General features: G+C 68.6%; 15 protein-coding genes and 1 pseudogene. 7 read left to right on the forward strand and 9 right to left on the reverse strand.

What is annotated here, in order from left to right; genetic code table 11:
• Positions 1-114 precede the first annotated feature (114 nt).
• From BLT97_RS26200 to trxA, 6 genes and pseudogenes are all read left to right on the forward strand, one after another.
• Positions 115-1824 carry a protein kinase family protein gene (locus BLT97_RS26200; protein WP_093614386.1) on the forward strand — a complete coding sequence of 570 codons (1710 nt, stop codon included), beginning with the start codon at positions 115-117 and terminating at the stop codon, positions 1822-1824.
• 50 nt (positions 1825-1874) lie between these two features.
• Complete coding sequence (sigM, locus tag BLT97_RS26205; protein WP_093614482.1) at positions 1875-2621, forward strand: RNA polymerase sigma factor SigM; 747 nt, start codon at positions 1875-1877, stop codon at positions 2619-2621.
• Positions 2618-2734 (forward strand): annotated as a pseudogene (locus BLT97_RS38645) (zf-HC2 domain-containing protein); the annotation flags it as partial. The gene sigM and the pseudogene BLT97_RS38645, both read left to right, overlap by 4 nt.
• A 330-nt stretch (positions 2735-3064) precedes the next feature.
• Positions 3065-3541 carry a hypothetical protein gene (locus BLT97_RS38650; protein ID WP_245769558.1) on the forward strand — a complete coding sequence of 159 codons (477 nt, stop codon included), beginning with the start codon at positions 3065-3067 and terminating at the stop codon, positions 3539-3541.
• Between the two features lie 220 nt (positions 3542-3761).
• The gene (gene trxB, locus BLT97_RS26215; RefSeq protein WP_093614390.1) at positions 3762-4721 is read left to right on the forward strand and encodes a thioredoxin-disulfide reductase; all 960 of its coding nucleotides are present in this window, start codon (positions 3762-3764) and stop codon (positions 4719-4721) included.
• Positions 4722-4766: 45 nt separating this feature from the next.
• The gene (gene trxA, locus BLT97_RS26220; RefSeq protein WP_093614392.1) at positions 4767-5099 is read left to right on the forward strand and encodes a thioredoxin; all 333 of its coding nucleotides are present in this window, start codon (positions 4767-4769) and stop codon (positions 5097-5099) included.
• Between the two features lie 98 nt (positions 5100-5197).
• On the opposite strand, the gene BLT97_RS26225 is transcribed toward trxA, so the two are convergent.
• The 9 genes from BLT97_RS26225 to rpmH all read right to left on the reverse strand — a co-directional run bounded on the left by BLT97_RS26225 (position 5198) and on the right by rpmH (position 12215).
• On the reverse strand, positions 5198-5815 hold the full coding sequence (locus tag BLT97_RS26225; RefSeq protein WP_093614394.1) for a GNAT family N-acetyltransferase: 618 nt from the start codon (positions 5813-5815) through the stop codon (positions 5198-5200).
• Positions 5816-6198: 383 nt separating this feature from the next.
• A complete protein-coding gene (locus BLT97_RS26230; RefSeq protein ID WP_093614396.1) occupies positions 6199-7287 on the reverse strand; it encodes a ParB/RepB/Spo0J family partition protein in 1089 nt (362 codons plus the stop codon).
• Positions 7284-8372 carry an AAA family ATPase gene (locus tag BLT97_RS26235; RefSeq protein ID WP_093614484.1) on the reverse strand — a complete coding sequence of 363 codons (1089 nt, stop codon included), beginning with the start codon at positions 8370-8372 and terminating at the stop codon, positions 7284-7286. The genes BLT97_RS26230 and BLT97_RS26235 overlap by 4 nt, the downstream gene beginning before the upstream one ends.
• A gap of 319 nt (positions 8373-8691) precedes the next feature.
• Complete coding sequence (rsmG, locus tag BLT97_RS26240) at positions 8692-9429, reverse strand: 16S rRNA (guanine(527)-N(7))-methyltransferase RsmG (protein WP_093614398.1); 738 nt, start codon at positions 9427-9429, stop codon at positions 8692-8694.
• Between the two features lie 126 nt (positions 9430-9555).
• On the reverse strand, positions 9556-10071 hold the full coding sequence (locus BLT97_RS26245; protein WP_093614400.1) for a Jag family protein: 516 nt from the start codon (positions 10069-10071) through the stop codon (positions 9556-9558).
• 14 nt (positions 10072-10085) lie between these two features.
• On the reverse strand, positions 10086-11378 hold the full coding sequence (gene yidC / locus BLT97_RS26250) for a membrane protein insertase YidC (protein ID WP_093614402.1): 1293 nt from the start codon (positions 11376-11378) through the stop codon (positions 10086-10088).
• A 3-nt stretch (positions 11379-11381) separates the two neighbouring features.
• On the reverse strand, positions 11382-11690 hold the full coding sequence (yidD, locus tag BLT97_RS26255; RefSeq protein WP_052578308.1) for a membrane protein insertion efficiency factor YidD: 309 nt from the start codon (positions 11688-11690) through the stop codon (positions 11382-11384).
• A complete protein-coding gene (gene rnpA, locus BLT97_RS26260) occupies positions 11687-12058 on the reverse strand; it encodes a ribonuclease P protein component (protein ID WP_093614404.1) in 372 nt (123 codons plus the stop codon). Before rnpA ends, yidD begins: the two co-directional genes overlap by 4 nt.
• 19 nt (positions 12059-12077) lie before the next feature.
• The gene (rpmH, locus tag BLT97_RS26265; RefSeq protein ID WP_016644655.1) at positions 12078-12215 is read right to left on the reverse strand and encodes a 50S ribosomal protein L34; all 138 of its coding nucleotides are present in this window, start codon (positions 12213-12215) and stop codon (positions 12078-12080) included.
• A 492-nt stretch (positions 12216-12707) separates the two neighbouring features.
• On the opposite strand from rpmH, the gene dnaA reads away from it, so the two are divergent.
• A complete protein-coding gene (dnaA, locus tag BLT97_RS26270; protein ID WP_093614406.1) occupies positions 12708-14858 on the forward strand; it encodes a chromosomal replication initiator protein DnaA in 2151 nt (716 codons plus the stop codon).
• The last annotated feature ends 282 nt before the right edge of the window (positions 14859-15140 follow it).

A 15140-nucleotide genomic window follows, 5' to 3' on the forward strand; every position in this document is an offset into this window, starting at 1 on the left:
ACCACTGAGGGGCAACCCTCGGTGGGGCCCGTGTGTCGTGCATAGCGTCGGAGTGTGGGCACAATTGGGCTTGACGTCGGACAGCGTGCAACGGATGGGGAGGCAGGAACGACGGTGGCGGAACGGAGCACGGCTGCCGTCGACGTGGCAGCAGGCGGCGGGGACCAACCGCTGACCACACAGGCGGGCCAGGCCACGGCCGACGAGACGGAGCAGCACCAGCAGACGGCTGCCGACGAGGGTGGCATGCAGGCGGATCAGACGGCCGAGCAGACCGGGCCCCAGGTCCGCACCCCCGAACTGCACAGCGGCCACAAGCTCGCCAGACGCTATCGGCTCGAAGAATGTGTCACTCGTCTGGACGGATTCAGCAGCTGGCGTGCCGTCGACGAGAAACTTCGCCGCGCCGTCGGCGTCCATCTTCTGCCCGCCGACCACCCGCGGGCCCGCTCCGTGCTCTCGGCCGCGCGTTCCGCAGCCCTGCTGGGCGACCCGCGCTTCGTCCAGGTCCTCGACGCCGTCGAGGAGAACGACCTGGTGTACGTGGTCCACGAGTGGCTGCCCGACGCCACCGAGCTGACCGCCCTGCTCGCTGCCGGACCGCTGGAGCCGCATGACGCGTACCAGCTCGTCAGCCAGCTGTCCCAGGCCATGGCCGCCGCCCACCGCGAAGGCCTCGCCCATCTGCGGCTGACGCCGAGCGCCGTGCTGCGCAGCTCCACCGGCCAGTACCGCATCCGGGGCCTCGCCGTGAACGCCGCGCTGCGCGGCATCACCTCCGAGACCCCCCAGCGCGACGACACCGAGGCGATCGGTGCGCTGCTGTACGCGGCGCTCACCCAGCGCTGGCCCTACGAGGTCGATGCGTACGGCCTGAGCGGGCTTCCGAAGGACGCAGGGCAGATCGCCCCGGACCAGGTGCGGGCCGGCGTCCACCGGGGTCTCTCGGAGCTCGCCATGCGCGCCCTGGTGAACGACGGGGCCACGGCCTCGCGCCTGGAGCAGCCCTGCACCACCCCGGAGGAGCTCGCCAAAGCGGTGTCCGAGCTGCCGCGTATCAAGCCGCCGGAGCCCGCCTTCACCGCAGCGCCCGAATACCAGCGCACGACGTACCAGCAGGGCAACTACGGCCGTCCGACGCCGCCCGGTGTCACGCAGCCGGTCCCGACCCCGCCGGCGCCGCTGCAGAGCCGTACGGGCAAGGCGCTGAAGTGGGGCGTCTCGGCCCTGCTGATCGCCGCTCTGGGGCTCGGCAGCTGGCAGCTGGCGGACGCCCTGATGGAGCGCGGTGGGTCCAGTGACCCGGGCACGAGCCAGCAGTCCGAGCAGAACGGTGAGGACGGCAAGCAGGGGGCGCCGAAGCCGCTGAGCATCAAGGACGCCGCCGAGCTCTCCGTCGCGGGCGATCCGCAGGCTCCTGGCGAGGTCGGCAAGACGTACGACGCCGACGGCTCCTCGTACTGGCGGACCAAGTCCTTCCTCGACGGCCCGGAGATGAAGATAAAGCCCGGTGTCGGGATCGTGTACGACCTCGGCTCCGAGCAGGACGTCTCGGCCGCCTCGATAAAGCTCCGCTACGGCGGGGACCACACCACCCTGTCCCTCTACGCCGCCGACTCCCTGTCTCCGGGTTCGGTCGACGGTCTGCAGCGCATCGGGTCCGAGACCAGGACCCAGGACACCGCCGTGAAGGTGGCGGCCAAGAAGCCGGTGAAGACGCGGTACGTGGTCGTCTGGCTGACCGCGCTGCCGCACGCCGCACAGGACGGGTACAGCAACGCCGGCTACAAGCAAGGCATCACGGACGTGAAGTTCAGCGGCTGAGCGTCTCCGGGGGGAGGGGGTTCCACGTGCACGGTGCCGTGTACGGCGACATGAGCGATCAGGAGCTCCTGGCCTGCCATGTCGCCGGAGACCACGAGGCGTTCGGCGAGATCGTCGTACGGCATCGGGACCGGCTGTGGGCGGTGGCGCTGCGGACGCTGGGAGACCGCGAGGAGGCTGCGGACGCCGTCCAGGACGCGCTCGTCTCCGCCTACCGTGCCGCGCACACCTTCCGCGGGCAGTCCGCGGTCACCACCTGGCTGCACCGCATCACGGTCAACGCTTGTCTGGACCGCGCGCGCAAGGCCGCCTCCCGCAAGACCTCACCGGTCGACGACACGGAGCGCCTGGAGCAGCTGCTCGAACCGCATGAGTCGGCTGCCGCGCCCGCCGAGCGTCAGGACCTCCACCGTGAGCTGATCGAGGCCCTGGGCACCCTCCCCGCCGATCAGCGCGCCGCTCTCGTCCTCGTGGACATGCAGGGCTACCCCGTCGCCGAGGCCGCGCGCATCCTCGACGTCCCCACGGGCACGGTGAAGAGCCGCTGTGCGCGGGGCAGAGCGCGTCTCCTGCCGCTCCTCGGACACCTCCGTAACAACGGCGCCGACAGCGACCGGAACGCCTCCGGCAGCGACCGGGACGGAAGCCTTCCAATCGACAGCGGCGAAAGAATCACCGCGAAGCCGGGGTCCGCACGGAACCGGACCGAGGGGACATCCGTCCCACCGGCAGCAGAAGTACGGGATACGGGCACCGACGATTCAGCAGCCGTGAAGGGCGGAGGTGGGCGAGCGTGACATCGACGACCGGCACGGCCGAGCACCCGGAGGTCTCGGAGCTCTCCGATCTCGCCGAAGGCCTGCTGTCTCCCTCGCGGACCGCTGTCGTACGGCGGCATCTCGATACGTGTGCGGACTGCGCTGAAGTCCAGGCCTCTCTGGAGGAGATCCAGGGTCTACTGGGCGCGCTGCCCGAAGAGATGCGGATGCCGGACGATGTCGCCGCCCGTATCAGCGCGGCGCTGACAGCGGAGACGCTGACGGCAGCGGCTGCGTTGCCGTCCCCAGTGGACGCGGCGCTCGATGTTTCACGTGAAACGGAGAGCGGACAGGCGCCCCCGACGGCGGAGGGCAGGACGAGCGATGTTTCACGTGAAACATCGCCCACCCAGCGTCCCGCAGGACACCCCCGGGGGGCCACCGGACCTGGCCGCGGTGGCAGCTCAAGGCGTCGACGCCGTGTGACCGCCGGTGCTCTCGGCGCCTTCGTCGTCGTGGCGGCCGTGGGGATCGGCACGATGGTCCTCATGCCGGAGGACGACGGGAACCAGAGCACGGTCCAGGCGACGGAGAAGTTCTCGGGCGGTGACCTCAAGACCCGGGTGGAAAGCCTCGTGGCCGCTCGGACGTCCACCGAATCCACCGGCGCCCCGGAGTCCACATCAGTCGGACCGAACTCCACATCGGGCACCGGCCCGCGGACCAAGGACCTTCCGGGGATCCCGGAGTGCATCGCGCGGGGGATCGCCCGGGACGAGGAACCCCTGGCGGCCGAGGACGGGACGTACAAGGGAGTGCGGGCGTATCTGGTGGTGCTGCCCCATGCCTCGGAGACGACTCGGGTCTCGGCGTATGTGGTGGACGCCGGGTGCCTGAAGGAGGACCAGTCCACGGCGACGGGGAAGGTCCTGCTGGAGACGTCCTTTCCCAGGAACTGACGCACCCCCTCGCATCTGATGCAGGTCCCGGAACCGATGCACGCCGTCTGAGCGCACGGCGGGACTGACGGGTCGGCGGAGCTGACGCCTGGGGAACACACCCGGTACGCGGTCCTGGCGGGAATGCATGCCCCGTAGGATCCGTTGGGTGGGGTGAGAGTCCCGGTAGGGCTCCCCTGAGGCAGTAGGCAGTCAGTCCGCAGAGACGAGGAATCAACCCGTGAGCGACGTCCGTAACGTGATCATCATCGGCTCCGGGCCCGCCGGTTACACGGCGGCGCTCTACACCGCGCGCGCGTCGCTGAAGCCGCTCGTGTTCGAGGGCGCCGTCACCGCCGGTGGTGCGCTGATGAACACCACCGAGGTGGAGAACTTCCCGGGCTTCCAGGACGGGATCATGGGTCCGGAGCTCATGGACAACATGCGCGCCCAGGCCGAGCGCTTCGGCGCCGAGCTGGTGCCGGACGACGTCGTGGCCGTCGACCTCACGGGTGACATCAAGACCGTCACGGACACCGCCGGGACCGTGCACCAGGCGAAGGCCGTGATCGTCACGACCGGCTCCCAGCACCGCAAGCTCGGTCTACCGAACGAGGACGCGCTGTCCGGCCGCGGGGTCTCGTGGTGCGCCACCTGCGACGGGTTCTTCTTCAAGGACCAGGACATCGCCGTGGTCGGCGGCGGCGACACCGCGATGGAGGAGGCGACCTTCCTCTCGCGCTTCGCCAAGTCCGTGACGATCGTGCACCGCCGCGACAGCCTGCGCGCCTCGAAGGCGATGCAGGAGCGCGCCTTCGCCGACCCCAAGGTGAAGTTCGCCTGGGACAGCGAGGTCGCCGAGATCCACGGCGAGCAGAAGCTCTCCGGTCTGACCCTGCGCAACACCAAGACGGGCGAGACCTCCGAACTGCCCGTCACGGGTCTGTTCATCGCGGTCGGCCACGACCCGCGCACCGAGCTCTTCAAGGGCCAGCTCGACCTGGACGAGGAGGGCTACCTGAAGGTGGACGCGCCCTCCACGCGGACGAACCTCACCGGCGTCTTCGCCGCCGGCGATGTCGTCGACCACACCTACCGTCAGGCGATCACGGCAGCCGGCACCGGCTGCTCCGCCGCCCTGGACGCCGAGCGCTTCCTCGCTGCCCTCGCGGACAACGAGACCGCCGCGGCTGCCGTCTGATTCTCACCTCTCTCCCCACAGCAGTACCGAGTTAAGGAGCCCAGCGTGGCCGGCACCCTCAAGAACGTGACGGATGCTTCCTTCGAGGAGGACGTCCTCAAGAGCGACAAGCCTGTACTGGTGGACTTCTGGGCCGCCTGGTGCGGTCCCTGCCGCCAGATCGCCCCGTCGCTGGAGGCCATCGCCGCCGAGCACGGCGAGAAGATCGAGATCGTGAAGCTCAACATCGACGAGAACCCCGGCACAGCCGCGAAGTACGGCGTGATGTCGATCCCGACCCTGAACGTGTACCAGGGCGGCGAGGTCGTGAAGACCATCGTCGGTGCCAAGCCGAAGGCCGCGATCGAGCGCGACCTCGCGGACTTCATCGTCGAGTAAGTCCCAGAGCGGACAACGTCGAGGGGCGGGAGACCGGTCAGGTCTCCCGCCCCTCGGCGTTTCACGTGAAACATGGCACCGTCACAAGCGCGGCACCGTCACAGCGGCCGCAGGGCTGGCTCCTTCTGCACGGCGCCCAGGAGACGGTCGAGCGCCATCTCCACGTCTTCCTTCCACGAGAGCGTGGTCCGCAGCTCCAGGCGCAGCCGCGGATGCACCGGGTGCGGGCGCACAGTCTTGAAGCCCACCGCCAGCAGATGGTCGGCCGGGAGCACACACGCCGGTTCCTTCCAGCGGGCGTCGCCGAAGGCCTCGATCGCCTTGAAGCCTCGTCTCAGCAGATCCTTGGCGACGGTCTGCACCATGACCCGGCCCAGGCCCTGCCCCTGATAGCCCGGCGTGATCCACCCCGTCATCAGCTGGACGGCGTCGGGCGCCACCGGACTGGTGGGGAAGGCTGTGGAACGCGGCACGTAGGCGGGCGGCGCGTAGAGGACGAAGCCCACGGGGACCTCGTCGACGTAGACCACGCGGCCGCAGGAGCCCCACTCCAGGAGCACGGCCGAGATCCAGGCCTCTTTCTCCAGCTCCGGAGTTCCCGCCCTTACCGCGGCCTGGCCACTGACCGGATCCAGTTCCCAGAAGACGCACGCTCGGCAGCGCTTGGGAAGGTCCGGGAGGTTGTCCAGCGTGAGCGGTACGAGCCGACGCCCCATGAAGGCAGTTCCTCACTTCCTTCGCCTGCCGCCACCCGCGCAGCTGTCAGCGCGCTCCGTTCCCTGAGCAGACTGCCGACGAATCCGCCGACGGCGCCCAGACCGAGGCCCGCAGTCACCAACCCGGTGCGGCTCACCGTACGCATGGCCCCCGCCTCCCTCTCCCAGAGGTGCTGTCAGGTGGATGCGCCATACCCGAACGCATCGTATCCACCCAGCGATTGCCGCGAAACGTCAACAAAGCAAAGAGCGAGCCGTGTTCCGGACACTCCGGACACGGCTCGCTCTGTACCGCGTGGTGCAGAGCGAGCCGTGTTCCGGACACTCCGGACACGGCTCGCTCTGTACCGCGTGGTGCGGGCTCAGCTCCTGCGTAAGCGCGCTCAGCTCTCGTCGTCAGCCTCGGGCAGGGCGCCCTCCAGCACCGGGCCCTCCTCGGGCGCCATCGTGCTGAGGATGCGCTGCAGATCATCCATCGAGGCGAACTCGACGACGATCTTGCCCTTCTTCTGGCCCAGGTCGACCTTCACCCGGGTCTCGAAGCGGTCCGACAGACGCGACCCCAGTGCCGTGAGCGCCGGCGAGACCCGGGCCCCGGCGCGCGGGCCCTTGGCCTTGGGCGCCTTCTTCGGATCCGTGCTCATCAGCTGCACGATCTCCTCGACCGAACGCACCGAGAGACCCTCGGCCACGATCCGGTAGGCGAGCCGCTCCTGCTCCTCGGTGTCCTCCACGGACAGCAGCGCACGCGCGTGTCCGGCGGAGAGCACCCCGGCCGCCACCCGCTTCTGCACGGCCGGCGAGAGCCTCAGCAGACGCAGGGTGTTGGAGACCTGGGGACGCGAGCGACCGATCCGGTCGGCCAGCTGGTCGTGCGTGCAGTTGAAGTCCTTCAGCAACTGCTCGTAGGCGTTGGCCTCTTCGATCGGGTTCAGCTGCGCCCGGTGGAGGTTCTCGAGCAGAGCGTCGAGAAGGAGCTTCTCGTCCTCCGTCTCCCGCACGATCGCGGGGATCTTGTCCAGGCCGGCTTCACGGGAGGCCCGCCAGCGGCGCTCACCCATGATGAGCTCGTAGCGCTCGGCCCCCAACTGCCGTACGACGACCGGCTGGAGAAGACCGACCTCCTTGATGGAGGTGACCAGCTCGGCCAGTGCGTCCTCGTCGAAGATCTCACGCGGCTGGCGCGGGTTGGGCGTGATCGAGTCCAGCGGCACCTCGGCGAAGTGCGCCCCGGCGGGACGTGCCTCGGGGACGACCGGCTCGGCCTCGACCGGGGGCTCCGTTTCACGTGAAACATTGCCCTGCGGCAGCGTCGCCACCTTCGCCGCGGCCACGCCGCGCTCCGCGGTGAGCACCGGCACCCCAGAGGGGGAGGTCGATGCGCCACCCGCAGCCGGAGAGCTCTCCGGCGAAGGAGCAGCAGGAATCAGCGCGCCAAGTCCGCGCCCCAGTCCTCTACGTCGCTCGCTCACTGGATCCCCTCCGCCATGTTCTGCCGACCGTTCTGTGCGCCCACATGGCCGTGCCGGCCGTCCAGCTGGACACTCACACCGCGCAGGGCCATTTCCCTGGCAGCTTCGAGATACGAGAGCGCACCACTCGAACCCGGATCGTAAGTCAGGACCGTCTGCCCGTAGCTCGGGGCCTCCGAGATACGCACCGAACGCGGGATGCTCGTCCGCAGCACCTCGTCACCGAAGTGGTTCCGCACCTCTTCCGCCACCTGGGAGGCAAGGCGGGTCCGGCCGTCGTACATGGTGAGGAGGATGGTCGAGACGTGGAGCGTGGGGTTGAGGTGCCCACGCACGAGGTCCACGTTCCGCAGAAGCTGACCGAGGCCTTCCAGGGCGTAGTACTCGCACTGGATCGGGATGAGCACCTCGTTGCCCGCCACGAGCGCGTTGACCGTGAGCAGACCAAGCGAAGGCGGGCAGTCGATGAGGACATAGTCCAGCGGCTGCTCGTAGGCCTGGATGGCCCGCTGCAGCCGGCTCTCCCGCGCCACAAGGGACACCAGCTCGATCTCCGCACCGGCGAGATCGATCGTGGCGGGGGCGCAGAAGAGGCCTTCGACATCGGGGACGGGCTGGACGACTTCGGAGAGCGGCTTGCTCTCCACCAACACGTCGTAGATGGAGGGGACTTCGGCGTGGTGGTCGATCCCGAGCGCCGTGGAGGCATTGCCCTGCGGGTCCAGGTCGATCACCAGGACACGGGAGCCGTGCAGGGCCAGCGAGGCAGCAAGGTTGACCGTGGTGGTGGTCTTGCCTACGCCGCCCTTCTGGTTGGCGACGACCATGACACGTGTCTGGTCAGGGCGTGGCAGCCCTTCGCCGGCTCGGCCCAGGGCCTCGACCGCCAGTTGGGCAGCACGACCAATCGGGGTGTCGTCCATCGGGGGCGGTGTTTCACGTGAAACATCACGTGAAACGTCCTCCCCCGCTGACTCGGTACGGGGACCGGGGACCGGATCGGTCATCGGTCCCGCGATGTTGGCGTCGGACCGCAAGGATTCACTCTCCTCGACTTCAGGCTCGCAATGAACAGAGCCTCCCATGCCATCGGGGTCGTGAACCAGCGAGGCCCGGTCTTCTGTGGATGAATCCTCCGTTGTGGAGAACTCCGTCCCCCTCACGGGGGGTTTGCGATCACGAGGCGCGGCACTACGGCTGCGGCTGATGATCCCGTGCAGGAGCGAGCGACGTTTCACGTGAAACACGATGCCGAGGCGCCGCGAACGTCAGCGCACGACACTCCGACGTGCGTACGTTTGGAAGCTTGTGTGGCCTATAACTCGTCATCAGGACGGATCAGCGCGCCAAAACGTCAACCTCGCACCGCTTCCCGTCCCCCACGATCCTTTGTGCAGAACCGGATCAGTCGCGGCGCCGCCGACGCGACCGCCCCACACGCGCAGCCTTGGCCCGCTTCGCCGCGAAGCGCACACCGCCCGGGCTCTCGCCCACCTCGACCCGTACGACCGTGGAGAGCGGATCCACCACGCCCTCACCGACCTGAAGGACGGAGGTCGCTTCGGCACCGAGCTTGGCCAGCGCGGTCTTCGCGCCCTGGAGCTCCTCCTCCGCGGTGTCGCCCTTGAGCGCCAGCATCTCTCCGTAGGGACGCAGCAGCGGAATGCCCCAGGTCGCAAGACGGTCGAGCGGAGCCACCGCACGCGCCGTGACCACATGGACGGAGGGCAGCTTGCCCATGACCTCCTCTGCACGGCCGCGCACGACGGTCACGTGGTCGAGGCCGAGCAGCTCGACGACTTCGGTGAGAAACGTCGTACGCCGCAGCAGCGGTTCGAGGAGCGTGATCTTGAGATCCTCGCGTACGAGAGCGAGAGGGATGCCGGGCAGGCCGGCACCGGAGCCGACATCGCAGACGGTGACGCCTTCCGGCACCACCTCGGAGAGCACGGCGCAGTTGAGAATGTGGCGCTCCCACAGACGGGGCACCTCGCGCGGACCGATCAGGCCGCGCTTCACGCCGGCATCGGCGAGCAGCTCCGCGTACCGGACGGCGTCGTCGAAGCGCTCACCGAAAACCGCGCGGGCCTGCTCGGGCGCCGGGGGGAGCTCCGACGAGGGGACCTCTGACGTCTCCGTCACGGGGAACCGTCCTTCCGTACCGCAATACCGTGCTGACGCGCTGACCGCGCTCAGGGGCTCACTATCAAGGCTGACAAAGACCGGCCCCGTCTGCGAACAGACGGGGCCGGGGAAAGCACAGGAGGATCAGGCAGGCAGCACGACGACGAAGCGCTGCGGCTCCTCGCCCTCGGACTCGCTCCGCAGCCCGGCGCTCTTGACCGCGTCGTGCACGACCTTGCGCTCGAAGGGCGTCATCGGCTTCAGCTTCACCGGCTCACCGGAGCTCTTCGCCTCGGCCGCGGCCTTGGCGCCGATCTCGGAGAGCTCGGCGCGCTTCTGCGCCCGGTAGCCGGCGATGTCCAGCATGAGCCGGCTGCGGTCGCCGGTCTCACGGTGCACGGCCAGGCGCGTCAGCTCCTGGAGCGCCTCCAGGACCTCGCCGTCCCGGCCGACCAGCTTCTGCAGGTCGCGCGAGCCCGAGTCGCTGATGATCGACACGGCGGCGCGGTCGGCCTCGACGTCCATGTCGATGTCGCCGTCGAGGTCGGCGATGTCGAGCAGGCCCTCGAGGTAGTCCGCCGCGATCTCACCTTCCTGCTCGAGGCGGGTGAGGGTGTCGCCGGCCTCGGCAGCGGGCGCGGTGGTGGTGCCGTCCGTCACGGAGGGACTCCTTCTTACTTCTTGGACGGGTGCTTGGGCCGCTGCTGGCCCTTGCGCTGTCCGGACTTGGCTTTGCTGCGGGCACCCGTGCCGGGCTGCTGCTGCTTGGCGGCGGCCGGCTTGGCCGGGGTCTTGGGCTTGGCGTCCTCGGGCTCGTCGGACTTCGTCAGCGAGGTCTTGGTCTCCTCGCTCTTCGACACCGACTGGGCACCGCCGGACTGGCGCTGCGACTTGGACTGCCGCTTGGGCTGCTGACGCTTGGGCGTGCCGGCCGCACCGGCCGACTCGTCACCGTCGAGCACCGCCACGGCGCTGTCGCTCTTCGACACGACACCCTCGGCGTTGGCCACCAGGCCGGCCTTGCCCAGACCGTTGATGAACTTGCGCTCGTTGTCGTTGCGGTCGCGGCCCTTGGCGACGATCGCCTTGATGATGTTGCGCTCGCCGCGGCGGAGCTTGCCGCCGTCGCTCTTGACCAGCTTGGCCTGCAGGCGCTCCAGGAACGCGGCCTGGGCCTTCGAGCCCGGGGTCGGGTTCTGGCGGATGACGTACATCTGCTGGCCCATGGTCCACACGTTGGTGGTCAGCCAGTAGACGAGGACACCGACGGGGAAGTTGATACCGAAGACGGCGAAGATGACGGGGAAGACGTACATCAGCATCTTCTGCTGCTGCATGAACGGCGTCTTCACGCTCATGTCGACGTTCTTCGTCATCAGCTGGCGCTGCGTGAAGAACTGCGAGGCCGACATCAGGATGATCATGACCGCGGTCACGATCTTGACGTCCATGACCGTCGCGTCCAGGGTGGCGAGCTTCGACGCGCTGTCCGTGAACTTGGCGGCCAGCGGGGCACCGAAGATGTGCGCCTCACGCGCGCTGTCGAGCAGCGTCTGGTCGATGACGCCGACCTTCTTGTTCGACGCGATGCCGTTGAGCACGTGGTACAGCGCGAAGAAGAACGGGGACTGCGCCAGGATGGGAAGGCACGAGGAGAGCGGGTTGGTACCCGTCTCCTTGTACAGCTTCATCATCTCTTCGGACTGGCGCTGCTTGTCGTTCTTGTAGCGCTCCTGGATCTTCTTCATCTCGGGCTGCAGCGTCTGCATGCCACGAGTCGCCTTGATCTGCTTCACGAAGAGCGGGATCAGGCAGATACGGATCAGGATCACCAGGGACACGATGGACAGACCCCAGGCCCAGCCGGTGTCGGGGCCGAAGATCTTCCCGTACACCGAGTGGAACTGGACGATGATCCACGAGACCGGTGTGGTGATAAAGCTGAAAAGACTGGCAATCGTGTCCACTAATCAGGCTCCTTGAGCGTGGGACGGAGTCTCGGTGGGGGCCTTCCCGCCCCGGTTGCGCCAGGCATTGCGCAGCATTTCGTGCCATCGCGGCCGCTTGCGCGGTGGTACATGATCGACACCACCGTGCGACCACGGGTTGCAGCGCAGGATGCGCCAGGCAGTGAGCCCTGTTCCCTTGATCGCGCCGTGCCGGTCGATGGCCGTGAAGCCGTAGTGGGAGCACGACGGGTAGTACTTGCACACCGGCCCGAGGAGTGGGCTGATGGTCCACTGGTACAGCTTGATCAAAGCCAGCAGCGGGTATTTCATCGCGCGCCCCCTGACAGAAGCCGCTTGAACGCGGCGTCCAGGTCCTGGGCCAGCTGTGCATGGTCGGCGTCGCCCGCTCCGGGCAGCGCTCGTACGACTACCAGGCTACCGGGGGGCAGCTCGCTCAGCCGTTCGCGCACCAGGTGCCTCAGGCGACGCTTGACCTTGTTGCGTACGACCGCCACGCCCACGGCCTTGCTCACGACGAAACCCGCACGCGTCGGGGGAGTGCTCTCCCCCGGCACGTGCGGGTCCGTGGAACCGCTGCGCAGATGGACGACGAGGAGCGGGCGGCCTGCCCGGCGACCCCGTCGTACCGCGGTCGCGAAGTCCTCGCGCCGCCTCAGCCGATGCTCGGTAGGCAGCACGACGTCATGACCTGCGGAATCAGGCCGACAGGCGGGCGCGACCCTTGCTGCGGCGGGACGCCAGGACGGCGCGGCCGGCACGGGTACGCATCCGCAGACGGAAGCCGTGGGTCTTCGCGCGACGGCGGTTGTTCGGCTGGAAGGTGCGCTTGCTCACTCGGGGGCTCCAGAGAAATCAATCGGGTGGGCGATGCCGACTGGCTGTCACCGTGCGCCCACGAGTAGCTCGCGATTACGCCCGAGTGCACCGCTTGACGACCACGGTTAGTGATCTACGCCCATCGGAGGCAGGCGGCAGCAGCCATCGACAACTCGACCTGGTTACGGTACGCGGGGCTACGCCATCCGGTCAAACCAGCGTCGGATGCCCAGGCGGGGACGGAGCAGGGCACGGACGGGGGCGGGCGGTGACCGACACTGTGCACAGGCTGTGGACAACAACTTGAACCGCAGCCGTCGCCCTGACTACCGTGGCTGGACTCGGATTGACCCAAACCCACCCGGCTTGGTTCCGATCCATCCGTCCGAGCCGATTCCTCCAGGATCGGGGGAGGACCGACCACCGACTTCCCGTTGTGACCCCGTACACATCAGTCCCGCAGAACCACACCTTCGTGGGACATCGTGACCTCTTGAGAGAGCGTGCCCTGTGGCTGACGTACCTGCCGATCTTGCCGCAGTCTGGCCGCGAGTGCTGGAGCAGCTGCTCGGCGAGGGGCGCGACGGGCACGGCTCGGGGGTCGAGGCCAAGGACGTGCAGTGGATCCGGCGCTGCCAGCCGCTCGCGCTCGTCGCGGACACGGCGCTGCTCGCGGTGCCGAACGAGATGGCCAAGAACCGGCTCGAGGGCCGGCTCGCCCCGGTCGTCAGCGAGACGCTGAGCCGCGAGTGCGGCCGCCCGATCCGTATCGCGATCACGGTCGACGAGTCGATGGGCGAGCTTCCGCCCACGCCCCAGCCCGCTCCCGCGTCGCCGCTGCCCCAGGCACCGCAGCACTTCGAGGAGCCGGAGCTGCCGGGCGCGCTCCCCGGCATGGGGCAGAGCATCGGGCAGACCGGCCAGTCGTACGAGGGCTACGGACGGCGCGACGCAAATCGTCACGATGCCAACCTTCACGACACCAACCGCCACGACGACAGCCGTCACAACGACGGCCGACGTGACGAGAATCGCCGCGACGAGGGCCGGCACGACGGCGGCCCCGGGCAGGCCCCCGGCCAGTCCCCGCGCCGCGACGAGAGCGACCCGCTGCCCACAGCCCGCCCGGCCTATCCCGAGTACCAGCGCCGCGAGCCCGGCGCCTGGCCGCGGCCCGGACAGCAGGAGGACTACGGCTGGCAGCAGCCGCGCCTCGGCGGCTTCCCGGAGCGGGACGCGTACAGCTCGCCGGAGCGTGAGAGCTACAAGACCCCCGAGCGGGACGCCTACAGCTCCCCGGACCGGGAGAATTACGGCTCGTCCGACCGGGACGGCGGCTACAAGTCCCCCGAGTACAAAGCCGAGTACAAGGCGCCCGAGCGCGAGAGCTACGGCTCGCCGGAGCGCGACCCGTACGCCTCGCCCCAGCCCGACTACCGCTCCGAGCGGCCGCCGTACGGCTCCGAGCGTTCCTCGTACGAGAGCGAGCGCAGCCCGTACGAGAAGCAGCGGCAGGGATACGAGCAGCCGCGGCCCGACAGCACGAGTGGCCGCGGAATCAGCGCGCCCAGCGGTGCGCCCGGTCCGCTCGCCGCGCAGCCCGCGCCGGCCACCGGGCCCGGTGAGCCGACCGCGCGCCTGAACCCGAAGTACCTCTTCGACACCTTCGTCATCGGCGCCTCGAACCGGTTCGCGCACGCGGCCGCGGTCGCCGTGGCCGAGGCGCCGGCCAAGGCGTACAACCCCCTGTTCATCTACGGGGAGTCGGGCCTCGGCAAGACGCACCTGCTGCACGCGATCGGGCACTATGCGCGCAGTCTGTATCCCGGCACGCGTGTGCGATACGTGAGCTCGGAGGAGTTCACCAACGAGTTCATCAACTCGATCCGCGACGGCAAGGGCGACAGCTTCCGCAAGCGGTACCGCGAGATGGACATCCTGCTCGTCGACGACATCCAGTTCCTCGCGGACAAGGAGTCGACGCAGGAGGAGTTCTTCCACACCTTCAACACGCTGCACAACGCGAACAAGCAGATCGTGCTGAGCTCCGACCGGCCGCCCAAGCAGCTGGTCACCTTGGAGGACCGCCTCCGCAACCGCTTCGAGTGGGGTCTGATCACGGACGTCCAGCCGCCCGAGCTGGAGACCCGGATCGCGATCCTGCGCAAGAAGGCGGTGCAGGAGCAGCTCAACGCCCCGCCGGAGGTCCTGGAGTTCATCGCCTCGCGGATCTCGCGCAACATCCGTGAGCTCGAAGGCGCGCTGATCCGCGTGACGGCCTTCGCCTCGCTGAACCGGCAGCCGGTCGACCTGGGTCTGACCGAGATCGTTCTCAAGGACCTGATCCCCGGCGGCGAGGACTCCGCGCCCGAGATCACGGCGACGGCCATCATGGCCGCCACCGCGGACTACTTCGGGCTGACGGTGGACGACCTGTGCGGTTCCTCGCGCAGCCGCGTCCTGGTGACGGCCCGGCAGATCGCCATGTATCTGTGCCGCGAGCTGACGGACTTGTCGCTGCCGAAGATCGGCGCGCAGTTCGGCGGCCGCGACCACACGACGGTGATGCACGCGGACCGCAAGATCCGTGCGCTGATGGCCGAGCGCCGCTCCATCTACAACCAGGTCACCGAGCTGACGAACCGCATCAAGAACGGCTGACCGCTTCGGAGTTACGGCACCGCAGCCGTCTCGAAGGGCGCCCCGGGAGCAGTTCCCGGGGCGCCCTTCTGCATGCCCCGAGACGGCTCCTCACCGGCGCGGGAACCTCTTCGTGCGGCTCGGAGTGCCCTCTCCGTACGGGCTCAGGGACCTCTTCGTGCGCCCTCAGGACCCTCCCGCACGACACACAAAGCCGTTCTCGACCGCGAACCGGCGGCCGGCCCGAACTCCCCAGCCGCTCACGGCTGTTCGATTAGCCCGTCTGCAGGACTGTTTCTCCAC

This window comes from Streptomyces indicus (assembly GCF_900100315.1).
Taxonomy (GTDB): domain Bacteria; phylum Actinomycetota; class Actinomycetes; order Streptomycetales; family Streptomycetaceae; genus Streptomyces; species Streptomyces indicus.